Source organism: Streptomyces sp. NPDC053750 (genome assembly GCF_044544295.1).
Taxonomy (GTDB): Bacteria; Actinomycetota; Actinomycetes; order Streptomycetales; family Streptomycetaceae; genus Streptomyces.
In genome coordinates, this window is sequence record NZ_JBITXB010000023.1 from 51,338 (window position 1) to 71,557 (window position 20,220).

The 20,220-nt window shown below is 73.8% G+C and carries 4 protein-coding genes and 1 pseudogene; all 5 read left to right on the plus strand.

Features of this window, described 5'->3' with window-relative positions:
* The first annotated feature begins 172 nt into the window (after positions 1–172).
* The 5 genes and pseudogenes from ACIGO6_RS36940 (at position 173) to ACIGO6_RS36960 (ending at position 20,155) form a co-directional block, all read left to right on the plus strand.
* Complete coding sequence (locus ACIGO6_RS36940) at positions 173–16,207, plus strand: SDR family NAD(P)-dependent oxidoreductase (RefSeq protein WP_399884356.1); 16,035 nt, start codon at positions 173–175, stop codon at positions 16,205–16,207.
* A pseudogene (locus tag ACIGO6_RS36945) lies at positions 16,204–17,565 on the plus strand (type I polyketide synthase); the annotation flags it as partial. The gene ACIGO6_RS36940 and the pseudogene ACIGO6_RS36945, both read left to right, overlap by 4 nt.
* Positions 17,566–17,582: 17 nt before the next feature.
* Complete coding sequence (locus tag ACIGO6_RS36950) at positions 17,583–18,119, plus strand: flavin reductase family protein (protein ID WP_399884312.1); 537 nt, start codon at positions 17,583–17,585, stop codon at positions 18,117–18,119.
* A 31-nt stretch (positions 18,120–18,150) separates the two neighbouring features.
* The gene (locus ACIGO6_RS36955) at positions 18,151–19,410 is read left to right on the plus strand and encodes an LLM class flavin-dependent oxidoreductase (RefSeq protein WP_399884314.1); all 1,260 of its coding nucleotides are present in this window, start codon (positions 18,151–18,153) and stop codon (positions 19,408–19,410) included.
* Between the two features lies 1 nt (position 19,411).
* Entirely contained in the window at positions 19,412–20,155 is a 744-nt protein-coding gene (locus tag ACIGO6_RS36960) for a thioesterase II family protein (protein WP_399884316.1), read from the plus strand.
* The last annotated feature ends 65 nt before the right edge of the window (positions 20,156–20,220 follow it).

The following is a 20,220-nucleotide window of genomic DNA, read 5'->3' on the forward strand; positions in this document are numbered from 1 at the left end:
ACTGTGCGCCAACCCTAGAGTTCCAACTCCGGGTGTTTCTCGGAGATATCGAAATTTACTGGTGTGGCAACAGCAAATTTAGGTGTGGAGTGTGCAGATGAGCGGGTCCGGAAGCTTCATTTCTGACACCCAGCACGAGCCGGGCGACGCGCCGGACACGCGCTCCGCTCTGGTGGACCGGCTGCGGCCGCTGCCGGCCACCGAGCAGGTACGCGTCCTGCTCGACCTGGTACGCGCCGAAGCCCTCGAGGTTCTGCGCGCGATCCGCCCCGAGCCGCCGGCCGCGGTACGCCCCGACGCGCCGTTCAAGGAGCAGGGGCTGGACTCCCTCGGCCTGGTCGCCCTGCACGCCCGGGTGAACGCGGCCACCGGGCTCGCGCTGCCGCCCACCGTCGGTTTCGACCACCCCACGCCGGCCGCGCTCGCCGCCTTCCTGCGCGGGGAACTCCTCGGCACGGACATCGCCGTGGACACCGTGGACACCGTCGAGCCCGTTCCCAGGAACGCGGCCGACGACGACGACCCGATCGTCGTCGTCGGCATCGGCTGCCGCTTCCCCGGTGGCGTGGAGAACGCCGACGACCTGTGGCGGCTGGTCGACGAGGGCCGCACCGTGCTCTCCGACTTCCCCACGGACCGGGACTGGGACCTGGACAACCTCTTCGACCCGGACCCGACCGCACCGCGCAAGAGCTATGTGACCAAGGGCGGCTTCCTGGAGACCGCCGCGCAGTTCGACGCCGACTTCTTCGGCATCAGCCCGCGCGAGGCGCTCGCCATGGACCCGCAGCAGCGGATCGCCCTGGAGACCGCCTGGGAGGCACTGGAGGACGCCGGTATCGCACCGGACTCCCTGCGCGGCAGCCGCACCGGCGTGTTCATCGGCGCCGAGGTGCACGACTACGGCGTCAAGGCGGGCGAGGCCCCCGAGGGGCTCGACGGCTACCTCATGATCGGCACCGCGCCGAGCGTCGCCTCGGGCCGCATCTCCTACACGCTGGGCCTGGAGGGCCCGGCGATGACGCTGGACACCGCCTGCTCCGGTGCCGTCGTCTCGCTGCACCTGGCCGCGCAGGCGCTGCGCCGGGGCGAGTGCTCGCTGGCGCTCGTCGGTGGCGTGACGGTGATGGGCAGTCCCAGCATCTTCACCTCCTTCAGCCGCCAGCAGGGGCTGGCCCCCGACGGCCGGGTCAAGGCGTTCGCGGCGGCGGCCGACGGCACCGGCTTCTCCGAGGGCGTCGGCCTGCTCGTGGTCGAGCGGCTCTCCGACGCACGCCGGCTCGGCCACACCGTGCGCGCGCTGGTCCGCGGTACGTCCGTCAACCAGGACGGCGCCAGCAACGGCCTGACCGCGCCCAGCGGCATCGCGCAGCAGCGTCTGATCCGGCAGGCGCTCGCCGACGGGTCACTGACCGCGGCGGACGTGGACGCCGTCGACGCCCACGGCACCGGCACCAGGCTGGGCGACCCCATCGAGGCCCAGGCCGTCCTCGCCACCTACGGCCAGGACCGCCCGGAGGACGAGCCGCTGTGGCTCGGCTCGGTGAAGACCAACCTCGGGCACACCCAGGCGGCCGGCGGTGCGGCCAGCATGATCAAGATGATCATGGCGATGCGGCACAACCGCCTGCCCAGGACCCTGCACGTCGACGAGCCCTCCCCCAACATCCGCTGGGAGGACGGCAACGTACGCCTGCTGACCGAACCCCGGGCGTGGGAGCCCGGCGACCGCCCCCGCCGGGCGGGCGTCTCCGCGTTCGGCATCAGCGGCACCAACGCCCACGTCATCCTGGAGGAACCGCCGGCGTCCGAGGAGCCCGAGGTCACCGCGGAGCGGACCCAGGGCCCCGCGCGAACCCTGCCGGTGGTCGTCTCCGCCCGCACCGCCCCGGCCCTGCGCGCCCAGGCCGAGCGCCTGCTCGGCTTCCTGGCCGAGCGGCCCGCCGCCGAACTCGCGGACATCGGTCACTCGCTGGCCACCACCCGCGCGAAGCTGCCCCACCGCGCGGTCGTCCTGACCGACGACCGCGGCGGCCTCGAACGGGCCCTGCGCGCCGTGGTGGAGGAGAGCACGGCACCCGGGCTGGTCCTCCACCCGCAGGGCCGTGGCGCCGACACCGCGGGCCGGGTGGCGTTCCTCTTCACCGGACAGGGCAGCCAGCGGCTCGCCATGGGCCGCGAACTGTGCCGGACCTATCCGGTCTTCGCCAAGGCGCTCGAGGACGCCGTCGGCCACCTCGACCTCCAGCTCGACCACTCGCTGTGGGACGTGCTGTTCGCCCCCGAGGGCAGCGAGCGGGCCGAACTGCTGCACCAGACGCGCTACGCGCAGTGCGCGCTGTTCGCCGTCGAGGTGGCGCTGTACCGCCTCGTCGAGTCCTGGGGGGTCCGCCCGGACTACCTGGCCGGGCACTCCGTGGGTGAACTGGCCGCCGCGCACGTGGCCGGGGTGCTGGACCTGGAGGACGCCGCGACGCTGGTCGCGGCCCGGGGCCGGCTGATGCAGGCCCTGCCCGCGGACGGTGCCATGGTGGCGGTGCAGGCCGCCGAGGACGAGGTGGTGCCCCTGCTCACCGAGCGGGTCAGCATCGCCGCGATCAACGGCCCCACCTCCGTCGTCGTCTCCGGCGACGAGGACGCCGTACTGGCCGTCAAGGCGCACTTCGACGAGCGGGGCCACAAGACCAAGCGGCTCAGGGTCAGTCACGCGTTCCACTCCCCGCTGATGGAACCGATGCTCGCCGAGTTCCGCCGGGTCGCCCGGGTCATGACCTACCGGGCCCCGCACATCCCGGTCGTCTCCAACGTGACGGGGCGACTGGCCACCGCGGAGCAGCTCTGCTCACCCGACTACTGGGTCGAGCACGTCCGCGAGGCAGTCCGCTTCGCCGACGGCATCCGCTTCCTGGAGGACGCCGGGGTCACCGGATACCTCGAACTGGGTCCGGACGCGGTGCTGTCGGCGATGGGCCAGGAGTGCGTCACCGACTCCGGCGCCACCTTCGTCCCTGCGCTGCGCCGCGACCGGGACGAGCAGCGCGAACTGCTCTCCGCCCTGGCCCTGCTGCACACCGGTGGCACGGACGTCGACTGGGCGGCCTGCTACGAGGGCCTCGACGCGCGGCGGATCCCGCTGCCCACCTACGCCTTCCAGCGCCGCCGCTACTGGCTGAGCGCCCCGGACTCGGGCGGTGACCCGGCCGGCCTCGGTCAGATCGCGGCCGGCCACCCCCTGCTCGGCTCGGTCGTGAAGCTGGCCGCGGACGACGGCGGCACCGGCGGCGTGGTGCTGACCGGACGCATTTCGCTGCGTTCCCACCCGTGGCTGGCCGACCACGTCATCGCCGGCGTCCCGCTGCTGCCCGGCACCGCCTTCGTGGAGCTCGCGGTCCGCGCGGGCGACGAGGTGGGGTGCGAGACCGTCGAGGAGCTGACCCTCCAGGCCCCGCTGGTCCTCCCGGCGGTCGGCGGTGTCGTGCTGCAGGTGGTCGTGGGCGCCCCGGACGCCGAGGGCCGGCGCACGGTCGACTTCTTCTCCCGTCCCGAGGACGACGCGGACGGCGACCCGTGGACCCGGCACGCGACGGGCCTGCTGGCCCCGTCCGCCGCGCCGGCGGACACCGCGTCCTTCGCCGCGGCCCCGTGGCCGCCGGCCGGTGCCGAACCGGTCGACATCGACTCGCTGTACCCCGACATGGCGGCGAACGGCTACGGCTACGGCCCCGCCTTCCACGGCCTGAAGACGGTGTGGCGGCACGGCGGCGAGGTGTACGCCGAGGTCGCCCTGGACGGCGACACCGCCTCCCGGGCCGACGCCTTCGGCCTGCACCCGGCGCTGCTCGACGCCGCGCTGCACGCCACGGACTTCGCCTCGCCCGACCCGCTCCCGGAGGGCACGCGGCTGCCGTTCGCATGGACCGGGGTGTCGCTGTACTCCTCCGGCGCATCGGCGATCCGGGTGCGGATCACGGCGACGGGCACCGACTCGGTGGCCCTGTCGATCGCCGACCCGGCCGGCGCACCGGTCGCCCGGATCGACTCCTTCGTCCTGCGCCCGGTCGACCCCGGGCAGTTGCGCGCCGCGCAGGGCGGCGCCGCCCCCCTGCGGGTGGAGTGGTCCTCGGTCACGGCCCCGGCCACCACCGGTGGCACGGACGGCTGGACCGTACTGCGTCTGGACGCCGCCGACGGCGACGTCCTCGACGCGGTGCGCGTCAACACGGGCCGGGCCCTGTCGTTCCTTCAGACATGGCTGGGCGACGAAGCCGCGGCCGGCTCCCGGCTCGCCGTCCTCACCCGGGGCGCGGTCGCCGCGACGGCGGGCGACACCGCCGACCTCGGGCTCGCTCCCGTATGGGGGCTGGTGCGGGCGGCGCAGGCGGAGAACCCGGGCCGGATCGTCCTGGTCGACACCGACACGGAGCTCGGTCCCGACGACCGGCTGCTGTCCTCGGCCCTGGCCACGGACGAGCCCGAACTGGCCCTGCGCGGCGGGGAGATACGCGTTCCGCGCCTCGCCAGGACCACCGCCCCGGACGAGGACGCGCCCACGCCGTGGGACGCGGAGTCGACGGTGCTGATCACCGGTGGCACCGGTGGCCTGGGCGCCCTGGTCGCCCGCCACCTCGTCACCGAACACGGCGTACGCCACCTCCTGCTCACCAGCCGACGAGGACCCGACGCCCCCGGCGCCACCACCCTGCGCGACGAACTCACCGCCGCCGGCGCCACCGTCACCCTCGCCGCCTGCGACGCCGCCGACCGCGACGCCCTCACCACCCTCCTCACCACCGTCCCCGACACCCACCCCCTGCGCGGCATCGTCCACGCCGCCGGCATCATCGACGACGCACTCATCGCCTCCCTCACCCCCGACCGCCTCGACACCGTCCTGCGCCCCAAGGCCGACGCCGCCTGGCACCTCCACGAACTCAGCATCGAACTCGGCCTGGACCTCACCGCGTTCGTCCTCTTCTCCTCGACCGCCGGGTTCCTGGACAACGGCGGGCAGGCCAACTACGCCGCCGCCAACACCTTCCTCGACGCCCTCGCCCACCACCGCCGCGCCACCGGCCTCACCGCCACCTCACTCGCCTGGGGCCTGTGGACCGGTGACGTCGGCATGGGCGCGGCCCTGGATGCCGCAGCGCTCCAGCGCATCGCGAAGCTGGGCCTCGAACCGCTGTCGGCCGAGGACAACCTCGCGCTGCTGGACAGTGCGCTGCGCGGCGACGCCCCGGCCCTCGTCCCGGTCCGGATCGACGGCAACGCGCTGCGGGACCGCGCCGACGGCGTCCCCGCCGTCCTGCGTGCCCTGGTCCCGCACCGCGTGTCCCGGCGTACGGCGGGAACGGCGCCCGCGGCGGGCGCGGCGGTCTCCGTCGCCGACTCGCTCGCCGACCGGCTGGCCGGGCTGTCCGGAGCCGACCGGACCGAGGCGCTGCTCGACCTGGTCCGTGTCCATGTGGCGGCGGTGCTCGGGCACGACGGCGCGGACGCGGTCGACCCGGACCGCGCCTTCAGCGAGAGCGGCTTCGACTCGCTCGCCGCGGTCGAGTTGCGCAACGCCCTCAACGCGGCGACCGGACTGCGGCTGACCGCCACGCTGGTCTTCGACTACCCGACCCCGCAGGTCCTGGCCGAGCACATCGCGGACAAGCTGGCCCCCCGGCAGGAGGAGCAGGCCGCGCCCCGGAGCGCGCCGGCCACCGTCACCAACGGCGAGGACGAGGACGACCCGATCGTCATCGTGGGCATGAGCTGCCGCTACCCGGGTGCGGTGTCCTCGCCCGAGGACCTGTGGACTCTGGTCGCCGAGGGCCGCGACGCGGTGTCCGGCTTCCCCACCGACCGCGGCTGGGACGTCGACGGCCTGTACGACCCGGAGCCGGGCGTCTCGGGCAGGTCCTCCACCCGGGAGGGCGGTTTCCTCTACGACGCGGCCGCGTTCGACCCGGAGTTCTTCGGCATCAGCCCCCGTGAGGCCCAGGCCATGGACCCGCAGCAGCGGCTGCTGCTCGAGGTGTCCTGGGAGGCCTTCGAGCGGGCCGGTATCGATCCGCTGTCGGTCCGGGGCACCGGCACGGGTGTCTTCGCCGGCGTGATGTACCACGACTGGGGCACCAGGCTCGGCGGCCGGGTCGCCGAGGAACACGCGGGTTACCTGGGCAACGGCAGCCTCGCCAGTGTGGTCTCGGGCCGGGTGGCCTACGCCCTCGGCCTGGAGGGCCCGGCCGTCACCGTCGACACCGCCTGCTCCTCGTCGCTGGTCGCCCTCCACTGGGCGGCACAGGCCCTGCGGGCCGGCGAGTGCTCGCTGGCGCTGGCGGGCGGCGTGACCGTGATGTCGACGCCGGACACCTTCATCGACATGAACCGGCAGCGCGGCCTGTCCTCCGACGGGCGCTGCAAGTCCTTCGCCGCGGCGGCCGACGGCACGGGCTGGTCCGAGGGCGTCGGCATGCTCGTCCTGGAGCGGCTGTCCGACGCACGCGCCCACGGCCACCGGGTGCTCGCGGTGGTCAAGGGCTCGGCGGTGAACCAGGACGGCGCCAGCAACGGCCTGACCGCGCCCAACGGCCCCTCCCAGCAGCGGGTGATCGAGCAGGCGCTGGCCTCGGCGGGCCTGACCACCGATGACGTCGACGCGGTGGAGGCGCACGGTACGGGGACGACGCTGGGTGACCCGATCGAGGCGCAGGCGCTGCTGGCCACCTACGGCCAGGACCGCCCCGAGGACCGGCCGCTGTGGCTCGGCTCCATCAAGTCGAACATGGGGCACACCCAGGCCGCCGCGGGTGTCGCCGGAATCATCAAGAGCGTCATGGCGATCCGGCACGGTGTTCTGCCGCGCACGCTCCATGTGGACGAGCCCTCGCCCCAGGTCGACTGGGAGGCGGGCGCGGTCGAGCTGCTCACCGAGCCCCGGCCGTGGCCGGAGAGCGGTCGTCCGCGCCGGGCCGGTGTCTCCTCCTTCGGCATCAGCGGCACCAACGCCCACGTCATCATCGAACAGGCTCCGGTGAGGGAACCGTCACCGGCGGCGTCCGCCGAGGCCCCGGTGCTCTCCTGGCCGGTCTCCGGCAAGACCCCCGCGGCCGTCCGCGCCCAGGCGACGCGGCTCCGGGCCTTCCTGGACACCGCGACCGACGGTGAGCTCTCCGCCGCGGGCCTGGCACTCGTCACCTCCCGCGCGACGCTGGAGCACCGAGCGGTGGCGCTCGGTACCGACCGCACCGCCCTGGCGCGGGCCCTGGACTCCATCGCCGACGGCGTCGGCATCACCGAGGCCACCCGCGGCAAGTCGGCGTTCCTGTTCACGGGTCAGGGGGCGCAGCGGCTGGGGATGGGCCGGGAGCTGTACGAGGCGTTCCCGGTGTTCGCGGAGGCCTTCGACGCGGTGCTGGAGGTGCTGGCCGGGCTGGACGTGCCGTTGCGGGAGGTGGTGTGGGGTGAGGATGCGGAGCGGTTGAACCGCACGGAGTTCACGCAGCCCGCCCTGTTCGCCGTCGAGGTCGCCCTGTACCGACTGGTCGAGTCGTGGGGTGTACGGCCCGACTACCTGGCCGGACACTCCATCGGCGAGTTCGCCGCCGCCCATGTCGCGGGTGTGCTGTCGCTTGAGGATGCGGCCCGGCTGGTCGCGGCCCGGGGCCGGCTGATGCAGGCCCTGCCCTCCGGTGGGGCGATGGCCGCCGTGGAAGCGACCGAGGACGAGGTCGTACCCCTGCTGTCGGACACGGTCGGTGTCGCGGCCGTCAACGGCCCCACCGCCGTCGTCGTCTCCGGCACGCAGGACGAGGTGGAGCGGATCAAGGCGCACTTCGCGGACCTGGGTCGGCGCACGAGCCGGCTGAAGGTCTCCCACGCCTTCCACTCCCCGCTGATGGAGCCCATGCTCACCGACTTCCGCACGGTCGCGGAAGGCCTGACCTACGGCGAACCCCAGATCCCCATCGTCTCCACCCTCACCGGTTCCGTGGTCGGCGCGACGGAACTCGCCGACGCCGGCTACTGGGTCCGCCACGTCCGTGAGGCCGTCCGCTTCGCCGACGCCGTGCAGTCGCTGACGGCGGAAGGCGTGAGCCGGTTCCTGGAACTCGGCCCGGACGCGGTCCTGACCGCGATGGGCCGCCAGACCAACGAGGACGCCACGTTCGTGTCCTCACTGCGCCGGGAACGCAGCGAGGTCACCGAGGTCGTCACCGCCCTCGCCCACCTGCACACCACCGGCACCCCCGTCGACTGGACCGCCTACTACGGCGACCGACCGACCACCCACGTCGACCTGCCCACCTACGCCTTCCAGCACGAGCACTACTGGCTGCACCCGACCGGCCCGGCCGGCGACGTGGGCTCCGCCGGACTGACGCCGGTGGACCACCCCGTCCTCAGTGCCGTGGTGGCCTCCCCGGAGTCCGACGCGATCGTGGTCACGGGCCGGCTGTCGACGGCGACGCACGCCTGGATCGCCGACCACACCGTCCTGGGCACCACCCTGCTGCCCGGCACCGGACTCGTCGAACTCGCCATCCGCGCCGGCGACGAAGCAGGCGCCCCCCACCTCGAGGAGCTCACCCTCCAGGCCCCCCTCACCCTCCCCGCCGACGGCACCGCCCTCGCCCTCCAGGTCACCGTCGGCCCCGCCGACACCACCGGAAGCCGACCCGTCGGCATCCACACCCGACCCGAGAACTCCGACGGCGACTGGACCCGCCACGCCACCGGTCACCTCACCGCCTCTCCCCCGGCACCCGCCTTCGACCTCACCCAGTGGCCCCCGCCCGGCGCCACCCCCATCCCCACCGACGGTGCCTACGACCGGCTCCTCGCCCGCGGCTACACCTACGGCCCCGTCTTCCAGGGCCTCACGGCCGCCTGGCGCTCCGGCGAGGACGTCTACGCCGAGGTCGCCCTCCCCGACCACGCCCACACCGACGCCGCCCGCTTCACCCTCCACCCCGCCCTGCTCGACGCGGCGATGCACGCGGACCTGCTCGACGCGCAGGGCGAGGCGAACGGCGACACCCTGCTGCCGTTCTCGTGGAACGGCGTGAGCGTCCACGCGGCCGGTGCCACCTCGCTGCGGGTCCTGCTGCGCCGGGTGCGCGGCGACGAGCTCTCGGCGATGTGGGTGGCCGACGCGGCCGGCCGGCCGGTGGCCACGGTGGAACAGCTGGTGTCCCGCCCGGTCTCCGCCGAACAGCTGGAGACCTCCGGCGGCGCACACGATGCGCTGTTCCGCGTGGACTGGCAGAGCCTGCCGTTGCCCGAGGCCGCCGGCGGTACCGTCGCCCGGCTCACCGGACCGGCGGAACTCGAGGTCGACGTACCGGAGTTCGCGGATCTCGCCGCGCTGGCCGCGGCGGTCGAGGCCGGGCAGCCGATGCCCGACGTGGTGCTGTACCCGGTCGCTCCGGCCGTCGCAAGCCCGGCTCCGCAGGCCGTCCGGGAGGTCGCCCTCCCGGTCCTGGAGGCGGTGCGGACCTGGCTGGCCGACGACCGGTTCGGCGGGTCCCGGCTCGTCTTCGTCACCCGCTTCGCGGTGGCCGCCCGTCCGCAGGACACCCTCGACCTGGCACAGGCTCCCGTATGGGGCCTGGTGCGTGCCGCGGAGGCGGAGAACCCCGGTCGCTTCGCGCTGCTGGACACCGACGGGGCGCCCACCTCGCTGGCCGCGCTGGCCGTGGCCGCCGCTTCCGGCGAGCCCGAGGCGGCCGTGCACGGCGGCCACTTCGCGGTGCCGCGCCTCGTCCGTGCCACCACCGGCACCGCTGCCGGCACCGGCCCGTGGGACGCGGAGTCGACGGTGCTGATCACCGGTGGCACCGGTGGCCTGGGCGCCCTGGTCGCCCGCCACCTCGTCACCGAACACGGCGTACGCCACCTCCTGCTCACCAGCCGACGAGGACCCGACGCCCCCGGCGCCACCACCCTGCGCGACGAACTCACCGCCGCGGGCGCCACCGTCACCCTCGCCGCCTGCGACGCCGCCGACCGCAACGCCCTCACCACCCTCCTCGACGCCATCCCCGACACCCACCCCCTGCGCGGCATCGTCCACGCCGCCGGCATCATCGACAGCGGACTCGTGGGGACGCTGACGCCCGAGCAACTCGACACCGTGCTGCGCCCCAAGGCCGACGCCGCCTGGCACCTGCACGAACTCAGTGTCGAACTCGGTCTGGACCTCACCGCGTTCGTCCTGTTCTCCTCCGCGGGTGGCCAGGTCCTGGCGGCGGGGCAGGCCAACTACGCCGCCGCCAACACCTTCCTCGACGCCCTCGCCCACCACCGCCGCGCCGCCGGCCTGCCCGCGACGGCGCCCGCGTTCGGCATGTGGGCGGTGGACACCGGCCTCGGCCGGATCGCCGACTCCGACCTGGACCGGATGCGCCGGCTCGGCATGCCGGCGCTCGGGGTCGCCGAAGGCCTCGCCCTCTTCGACGCGGCGCTGGCCACCGGCGCCTCCCAGGTGACGGCGGTCCGCGTCGACCGGGCCGCGCTGCGCTCCCGTACCGACGAGCCGCCCGCGCTGCTGCGGGGCCTGGTGCGGGGTCCGGTCCGCCGTACGGCCGACCGGTCGGCCGCCGGTTCCGCCGCGGGCGCCGGTGCGCTGGAGCAGCGGCTGGCCGGACTGTCGGGGGCCGAGCGCGACCGGGCGGTGCTCGACCTGGTCCGCCACGAGGTGGCGGCCGTGCTCGGTCACAGCGGCATCGAGTCCGTGGGCGCGGACCGGGCGTTCAAGGAGCTGGGCTTCGACTCGCTCGCCGCGGTGGAGCTGCGCAACGCGCTCAACGCGGCCACGGGCCTGAAGCTGCCGGCCACGCTCGTCTTCGACCACCCCAACTGCCGTGCCGTGGCGGCGCTCATCAAGGAGAAGTCCGGCGGTGCCGCCCCGGCGACCGCGCCGACGCCGCCCACGCCGGCGAGGACCGCCGTCGACGACGACCCGATCGCCATCGTCGGCATCAGCTGCCGCTTCCCCGGCGGGGTCCGCTCCGCCGAGGACCTGTGGAAGCTGGTCGCCGAGGGTCGTGACGCGGTGTCCGGCTTCCCCACCGACCGCGGCTGGGACGCCACGGGCCTGTACGACCCGGAGCCCGGCACCCCCGGCAGGACGTACACGGTCGAGGGCGGATTCCTGCACGACGCCGCCGAGTTCGACCCGGAGTTCTTCGGCATCATGCCGCGCGAGGCGCTGGCCATGGACCCGCAGCAGCGGCTGCTGCTGGAGGGTTCGTGGGAGGCGATCGAGCGGGCCGGCATCGACCCGACGTCGCTGCGCGGCACCCAGACCGGCGTGTACGTCGGCGTGATGTACCACGACTACGGCACCCGGCCCGACGGTGCCGTGCCGGACGACCTGTCGCCCTACCTCGGCAACGGCAGCGCCGGCAGCATCGCCTCCGGCCGCGTGGCCTACACCCTGGGCCTGGAGGGACCGGCGGTCACCGTCGACACCGCCTGCTCGTCCTCGTTGGTCGCCCTGCACATGGCCGTGCAGGCACTGCGCCAGGGCGAGGTCACGATGGCGCTGGCGGGCGGTGTCACCGTGATGCCGACGCCGGACATCTTCGTCGACTTCAGCCAGCAGCGGGGCCTCGCCCCCGACGGTCGCTGCAAGGCGTTCGCCGGGGCGGCCGACGGCACCGGCTGGTCCGAAGGCGTGGGCCTGCTGCTCGTGGAACGGCTGTCCGAGGCCCGGGCCAAGGGCCACCCCGTCCTGGCCGTCATCAAGGGTTCGGCGATCAACCAGGACGGTGCCAGCAACGGCCTGACGGCGCCCAACGGCCCCTCCCAGCAGCGGGTCATCCAGCGCGCCCTGGCGGTCGCCGGGCTCTCCCCGGCCGACGTGGACCTCGTCGAGGGGCACGGTACGGGGACGACGCTGGGCGACCCGATCGAGGCGCAGGCGCTGCTGGCCACCTACGGCCAGGACCGCCCCGAGGACCGGCCGCTGTGGCTCGGCTCCATCAAGTCGAACATCGGGCACGCCCAGGCGGCCTCCGGCGTCAGCGGCGTGATCAAGACAGTGATGGCCCTGCGAGAGGGCCTCATGCCGAAGACCCTGCACGTGGACGAGCCGTCGCCCCAGGTGGACTGGACGGCCGGGAACGTCCGGCTGTTGGACGAGGCCCGGGACTGGCCCGAGACCGGGCGCCCGCGCCGAGCCGCTGTCTCCTCCTTCGGGCTCAGCGGCACCAACGCCCACGTCATCCTGGAGCAGGCCGCCCCCTCCCCCGACGAGCCGCCGGCCACCGCGCCCGCGACGCCCGCGGCGGACGGCCGGCCCGCGGCGCTGCTGCTGTCGGCCCGCACCGCCCGAAGCCTGCCTGCGCAGGCCGAACGGCTGAAGGCGCTGCTCGACGCCGATCCCCGGCTCGACCTGGTCGACGTCGCCCACTCCCTGGCCACCTCACGCGCGGCGCTCGAACACCGCGCGGCGGTCGTGGCCACCGATCACCCGACCGCCCTGCGGAGCCTGACCGCACTGGCGGAGGGCCGCACCTCCCCGACGACCCTCACGGGCACGCCCCACGACGAAGGTCTGACGGCGTTCCTGTTCACGGGTCAGGGGGCGCAGCGGCTGGGGATGGGCCGGGAGCTGTACGAGGCGTTCCCGGTGTTCGCGGGGGCCTTCGACGCGGTCCTGGACGTGCTGGCCGCGCTGGACGTGCCGCTGCGGGACGTGGTGTGGGGCGAGGACGCGGAGCGGCTGAACCGCACGGAGTTCACTCAGCCTGCGCTGTTCGCCGTCGAGGTTGCGCTGTTCCGGCTGGTGGAGTCGTGGGGGGTGCGGCCCGACTACCTGGCCGGGCACTCGATCGGGGAGTTCGCCGCCGCGCATGTGGCGGGTGTGCTGTCGCTGGAGGATGCGGCCCGGCTGGTCGCGGCGCGGGGCCGGTTGATGCAGGCCCTGCCCTCCGGTGGGGCGATGGCCGCCGTGGAAGCGACCGAGGACGAGGTCGTACCCCTGCTGTCGGATGCGGTCGGTGTCGCGGCCGTCAACGGTCCCACCGCCGTGGTGGTTTCCGGCGCCGAGGACGAGGTGGAGCGGGTCAAGGCGCACTTCGCGGACCTGGGCCGGCGCACGAGCCGGCTGAAGGTCTCCCACGCCTTCCACTCCCCGCTGATGGAGCCCATGCTCACCGACTTCCGCACGGTCGCGGAAGGCCTGACCTACGGCGAACCCCAGAGCCCCATCGTCTCCACCCTCACCGGTTCCGTGGTCGGCGCGGCAGAGCTGGCCGACGCCGGCTACTGGGTCCGCCACGTCCGCGAGGCCGTCCGCTTCGCCGACGCCGTACGGACCCTGGCCGACTCCGGCGTCACCACGTACCTCGAACTCGGCCCGGACGCGGTCCTGACCGCGATGGGCCGCCAGACCAACGAGGGCGCCGTCTTCGTCCCCACCCTGCGCCGCGACCGTCCGGAAGCCACCGAGGTCGTCACCGCCCTCGCCCACCTGCACACCACCGGCACCCCCGTCGACTGGACCGCCTACTACGCCGGCACCGGCGCCCGCCGCGTCGACCTGCCCACCTACGCCTTCGAGAAGCGGGAGTTCTGGCTCGACACCCCCGCGACCCCGGCCGTGGCCGCGGATGCCACCGGCCATGGGCAGGTGGCCGCGGGGCACCCGCTGCTCAGTTCGGTGATCACGCTGCCCGACGGCGGCGGTGCGGTCCTCACGGGCCGGCTGTCGACGGCGACGCACGCCTGGATCGCCGACCACACCGTCCTGGGCACCACCCTGCTGCCCGGCACCGGACTCGTCGAACTCGCCATCCGCGCCGGCGACGAAGCAGGCGCCTCCCACCTCGAGGAGCTCACCCTCCAGGCCCCCCTCACCCTCCCCGCCGACGGCACCGCCCTCGCCCTCCAGGTCACCGTCGGCCCCGCCGACACCACCGGAAGCCGACCCGTCGGCATCCACACCCGACCCGAGAACTCCGACGGCGACTGGACCCGCCACGCCACCGGCACCGTGACCGCACAGCGTGTCGAGCCCGGCTTCGATCTCGCCCAGTGGCCGCCGGCCGGTGCCGAGCCGATCGGACTCGACGGTACCTACGACCGGCTCCTCGCCCGCGGCTACACCTACGGCCCCGTCTTCCAGGGCCTCACGGCCGCCTGGCGCTCCGGCGAGGACGTCTACGCCGAGGTCACCCTCCCCGACCACGCCCACACCGACGCCGCCCGCTTCACCCTCCACCCCGCCCTGCTCGACGCGGCGAGCCATGTGGATCTGCTCGACGAGGACGAGGCCGGGACGACGCAACTGCCGTTCGTGTGGAGCGGCGTGAGCGTCCACGCGGCCGGTGCCACCTCGCTGCGGGTCCTGCTGCGCCGGGTGCGCGGCGAGGAGGTCACCACCCTGCGGGTGGCCGACGCGGCCGGCCGGCCGGTGGCCACGGTGGAGCAGCTGGTGTCCCGCCCGGTCTCCGCCGAACAGCTCGGTACGGCGGGCGAGCGGTCCGCCGACGGTCTGCACCGCTTCTCCTGGGTGCCCGGCCCGGTGCTCGGACCGTCCGACGACCCGCTGCCGGTGCTGGAGACGGTGGGGGACGCGGCGGGTGATGTCCCCGAGCTGGTGCTGCTGCCCGTGGAAACCGGCGGGTCCGGAGCGGTCGGGGCGCGCACGACGGTCCACACGGTGCTGGCCGCACTGCAGCGGTGGCTGGCGGACGAGCGGTTCGCCGCCTCACGGCTGATCGTCGCCACCCGTGGCGCGGTGGCCGTGACGGACGAGGAGTCCCCCGATGTGGCGCAGGCCCCGGTGTGGGGCCTGGTGCGGGCGGCGCAGTCGGAGAACCCGGGCCGGATCGTCCTGGTGGACCTGGACGCCACGGCCCAGTCAGCGCGGGCGCTGCCCGCGGCGGCCGCTTCCGGTGAGCCGGAACTCGCCCTGCGGGCCGGTCAGTCGCGGGTCATGCGCCTGACGAAGGCTCCCACCGGCACCGGCACCGGCCCGTGGGACGCGGAGTCGACGGTGCTGGTCACCGGTGGCACCGGTGGCCTGGGCGCCCTGGTCGCCCGCCACCTCGTCACCGAACACGGCGTACGCCACCTCCTGCTCACCAGCCGACGCGGACCCGACGCCCCCGGCGCCACCACCCTGCGCGACGAACTCACCGCCGCCGGCGCCACCGTCACCCTCGCCGCCTGCGACGCCGCCGACCGCAACGCCCTCACCACCCTCCTCACCACCGTCCCCGACACCCACCCCCTGCGCGGCATCGTCCACGCCGCCGGCATCATCGACGACGCACTCATCGCCTCCCTCACCCCCGACCGCCTCGACACCGTCCTGCGCCCCAAGGCCGACGCCGCCTGGCACCTCCACGAACTCAGCATCGAACTCGGCCTGGACCTCACCGCGTTCGTCCTCTTCTCCTCGACGACCGGGTTCCTGGACAACGGCGGACAGGCCAACTACGCCGCCGCCAACACCTTCCTCGACGCCCTCGCCCACCACCGCCGCGCCACCGGCCTCACCGCCACCTCACTCGCCTGGCACCTGTGGGAGGGCGACGGCATGGGAGCCGCCCTGGATCCCACCGTGTTCGAGCGGCAGCGCCGTCTCGGCACACCGGCGATCACCGCGCGGGAGGGGCTGGCCCTGTTCGACGCGGCGCTGGGCACCGGCGAGACGGTGCTGGTGCCGCTGCGGATCGACGGCGCGGCGCTCGCCGCGGCGGAGCGGATCCCGGCGCCGCTGCGGGAGCTGGTGGTGCCCGGCCGGGCACCGGTCCGGGCGGCGGCATCGGCCGCACCGACGGGCGATGCGGCACCGGTCGCGGTGGAGCAGAGCCTGGAGGAACGGCTTGCCGGCCGCCCCGAGGACGAGCAGCTGCGGATCGTGCTGGACGTCGTCCGTCACCAGGTCGCGGCGGTGCGCCACGACGACCCGAACGCGATCGACATGAGCCGCGGCTTCACCGAACTGGGCCTGGACTCCCTGGCCGCGATCGAGTTGCGCAACCTGCTGGGTGCCGAGACCGGGCTCAGGCTTCCGGCGACGATGATGTTCGACTACCCGAGCCCCGACGTGCTGGCGCGGTATCTCCTCGAGGAACTCGCACCGCCGCAGGCCGAGCCGGCCGCCGCGGAGGCTTCCCCGGGCGTCGCGCAGAGCTCGATCGCGGAGATGGACATCAGCGATCTGGTCCGTACGGCCCTCGCGGCCAGGAAGTCCGACTGAGGCGGAGGCGGGGAACAGTCATGAACACCGACGAGATCGTCGAGGCGCTGCGCGCGTCCCTGATGGACAACGAGCGGCTGCGGCAGGAGAACGAACGGCTGACGCAGGCCACGGCCGAGCCCGTCGCCGTGGTGGGCATGGCCTGCCGGTTCGCCGGGGGCGTCGAGACGCCCGACGACCTGTGGCGGCTGCTGCTGGAGGAACGCGACGGCGTCACCCCCTTCCCCACGGACCGGGGGTGGGACGTCGACCGCCTCTACGACCCGGAGCACGGCGCGCCCGGCAGGAGCATCACGCGCCACGGCGCGTTCCTGCACGACGCGGCGGACTTCGACGCCGAACTGTTCGGCATCTCACCGCGTGAGGCGCTGGAGATGGATCCCCAGCAGCGGCTGCTGCTGGAGACGGCGTGGGAGACGATCGAGAACGCCCGCATCGATCCGCTGTCGCTCAAGGGCAGCGACACGGGCGTGTTCGCGGGGCTGATGTACCACGAGTACGAGGGCGCCAGCACCGGCGGCAGCCTGATCAGCGGCCGGGTCGCCTTCACCCTGGGCCTGGAGGGCCCGGCCGTCACCGTGGACACGGCCTGCTCGTCGTCACTGGTCGCCCTGCACCTGGCGGCGCAGGCGCTGCGCACGGGCGAGTGCTCCCTCGCCCTGGCCGGCGGGGTGACGGTGATGGCCTCGCCGGAGACCTTCCAGTACTTCACCAAGCAGCGCGGACTCGCCCCCGACGGTCGCTGCAAGTCCTTCGCGTCAGCGGCGGACGGCACGGGCTGGGGCGAGGGCAGCGCCATGATCATGCTGGAGCGGCTGTCCGACGCCCGGCGCAACGGCCGGCGGATCCTGGCCGTCGTCCGGGGCTCGGCGCTCAACCAGGACGGTGCGTCCAGCGGCCTGACCGTGCCCAACGGTCCGGCGCAGCAGCGGGTCATCCGGCAGGCGCTCACCCATGCCGGTCTGACGACCGCGGACGTGGACGCGGTCGACGCCCACGGTACGGCCACCAAACTGGGCGATCCGATCGAGGCGCAGGCGCTGCTGGCCACCTACGGGCGGGGCCGTCCGGAGGACCGGCCGCTGTGGCTGGGCTCGGTGAAGTCCAACCTGGGGCACACCCAGGCGGCCGCCGGGACGGCGTCGATCATCAAGATGATCCTCGCGATGCGCCACGGCACGCTGCCCAGGACGCTCCACGTCGACGAGCCGACCGGGCAGGTGGACTGGGACGCGGGCCTGGTCCGGCTGCTCACCGAGGCCCGGCCCTGGCCCGAGACCGGGCGTCCGCGCCGGGCCGGTGTCTCCTCCTTCGGCATCAGCGGCACCAACGCCCACGTGATCCTCGAAGAAGCGCCGCAGTGACGGGAGCTGTCATGCATGCCCTTGCGCACACACCGACCCTGGACGACCGGATCGCCCCGGAGGAGTTCCGGCACGTACTCGGGCACTTCTGCAGCGGGCTGACCATCATCACCTCGCTCGCCGGCGTGCCCGGCGGGGACGGGCGGGCCGAGCCCGTCGGCTTCACCTGCCAGTCCTTCGCCTCGCTGTCCCTGGAACCGCCCCTGGTCACCTTCTCCGTCGCCCGCACCTCCACCACCTGGCCGCGGATGGAGCCGTCCGGCTCCTTCTGCGTCAACATCCTCACCACCGGCCAGGAGGCCCTGTGCCGTGCCTTCGCGGTCCGCGGCGCCGACAAGTTCGCCGGCGTCGACTGGACGCCGGGGCCGGCCACCGGTTCCCCGGTCCTGTCCGGGTCTCTGGCCTGGGCGGACTGCACCGTCGAGACGGTGCACCCCGGAGGCGACCACTGGATCGTCGTCGGCCGGGTGCGCGCGGTCGAGGTCGCCGACCCCGATGACACGCCCTTGCTCTTCTACCGCTCCGCCTTCCACCGTCCCGCGGCCTGAACTTCCGACCCGTCACCTAGGAGTACATCTCATGCGATTCGGCATCCTCTACCACCACCAGCTGCCCCGCCCGTGGGAGGAGGACAGCGAGGAGCGTCTCTACAACGAGTCCCTGGAGCAGATCGAGCTGGCCGACAAGCTCGGCTTCGACTACGCCTGGGCCACCGAGCACCACTTCCTGGAGGAGTACTCCCACTCCTCGGCCCCCGAGGTCTTCCTCGCCGCGGCCGCCGCCCGTACCCGGCAGATACGCCTGGCCCACGGCATCGTGTCCCTGCCGACCGCGGTGAACCACCCGGTGCGCGTCGCCGAGCGCCTCGCCACCCTCGACCTGATCTCCGGTGGCCGTGTCGACTTCGGTACCGGCGCGGGCAGTTCGCAGCTGGAGCTGGGAGCCTTCGGTGTCGACCGGGACACCAAGAAGGAGCAGTGGCAGGAGTCCCTGGAGATCATCACCCGGCTGCTGACGGAGACCCCGTTCACCGGCTACGAGGGCCAGTGGGCGAGCGTGCCGCCGCGCAACCTCCTGCCCAAGCCCAAGCAGAAGCCGCACCCGCCGCTGTGGATGGCCTGCAGCGCCCGCACCACCATCGAGACCGCGGCCCGTGGGGGCATGGGCGCGCTGTCCTTCTCCTTCGTCTCCCCCGAGGAGGCCAAGGACTGGGTGGACACCTACTACGACATCATCGCCTCCGAGGAGTGCGTCCCCGCCGGCAAGACGGTCAACCCGAACTTCTCGGTGGTCTTCCCGTTCATGTGCCACCCGGACGAGGAGACCGCCCTGGACCGCGGTCTGGACGGCGCGCACTTCTTCTCGTACTCCCTGATGCACTACTACATCACCGGCCAGCACCGTCCGGGCGTCACCGACGTGTGGCAGGACTTCCAGGACAACCGCGCCTCCGTCGGCCTGACCCGTGAGCCGGTCGCGGTCGCGGACGGCGAGGAGCCCTCGGCCGAGGCCAAGGCGATGCTGGAGCAGATCACCTCGCTGCGGCGCGGCATCGGCACCCCGGAGCAGATCCGTGACACCCTCCGTCGCTACGAGCAGGCCGGCGTCGACCAGGTGATCTTCTCGGTGCAGATCGGCAAGAACCAGCACGAGCACATCATGGAGTCGCTGGAGCTGTTCGCCCGTGAGGTGATGCCGGAGTTCGTCGAGCGCCGTGAGGCCCGCGAGTCGGCCAAGGAGGAGCGGCTCGCCGTGCCGGTGAAGGAGGCGCTCGGCCGGGTCGCCGAGAACACCGCGGACGTGTCCGACTACGTGATCTCGCCCGAGCTGGGGGCCTGAGGTGACCACGCAGACGGCCACGGGTGCGTGGGTACGGCGCTTTCATCCCGCGCCGGACGCCCCGCACCGGCTCATCTGCTTCCCGCACGCGGGAGGCGCGGCGTCGTTCTACTTCCCGGTCTCACGGGCGATGTCGCCGGGCGTCGACGTCCTGGCGATCCAGTATCCGGGCCGCCAGGACCGGCGCGCCGAGCCCTGCGTCGACAGCATCCCGGCGCTCGCGGACGCGCTGGTCGACGAGGTGCGTCCGTGGTTCGACCGGCCGGTGACGTTCTTCGGGCACAGCATGGGCGCCTCGCTGGCGTTCGAGCTGGCGAGCCGGCTGGAGGCCGAGGGGCACGTACTGCACGGGCTGTTCGCCTCCGGGCGGCGGGCCCCGTCCACCGTCCGGGACGAGCGGGTGCACCTGCGGGACGACGAGGGACTGATCGCGGACATCACCCGGCTCAGCGGCACCGACACCCAGGTGCTGGGCGACCCGGAGATCCTGCGGATGATCCTGCCGGCGGTGCGGGCCGATTACCGGGCCGCCGAGACCTACCGGTGGACGCCGGGGCCGCGGCTGAGCTGCCCGGTGTTCGCCCTGACCGGGGACGCGGACCCGCAGGTGACGCTCGAGGAGGCACGCGCCTGGGGCGAGCACACCACGGGGTCGTTCACCCTGGAGGCGTTCCCCGGCGGCCACTTCTTCCTCAACTCCCAGGCGGCGCGGGTGATGTCGTCGATCAAGGCGCACCTGCGCTGAGCCGCCCCCTTCGGGCGCTCCCGAACACGGAACCCGGGCCCGTCGTCCCCCCGTCTGCGGCCCGG

Excerpts from the sequence above, each read along its gene's own strand:
- ACIGO6_RS36955 (WP_399884314.1), top strand. The coding sequence starts at position 18,151 with ATGCGATTCGGCATCCTCTACCACCACCAGCTGCCCCGCCCGTGGGAG.
- ACIGO6_RS36950 (WP_399884312.1), top strand. The coding sequence starts at position 17,583 with ATGCATGCCCTTGCGCACACACCGACCCTGGACGACCGGATCGCCCCG.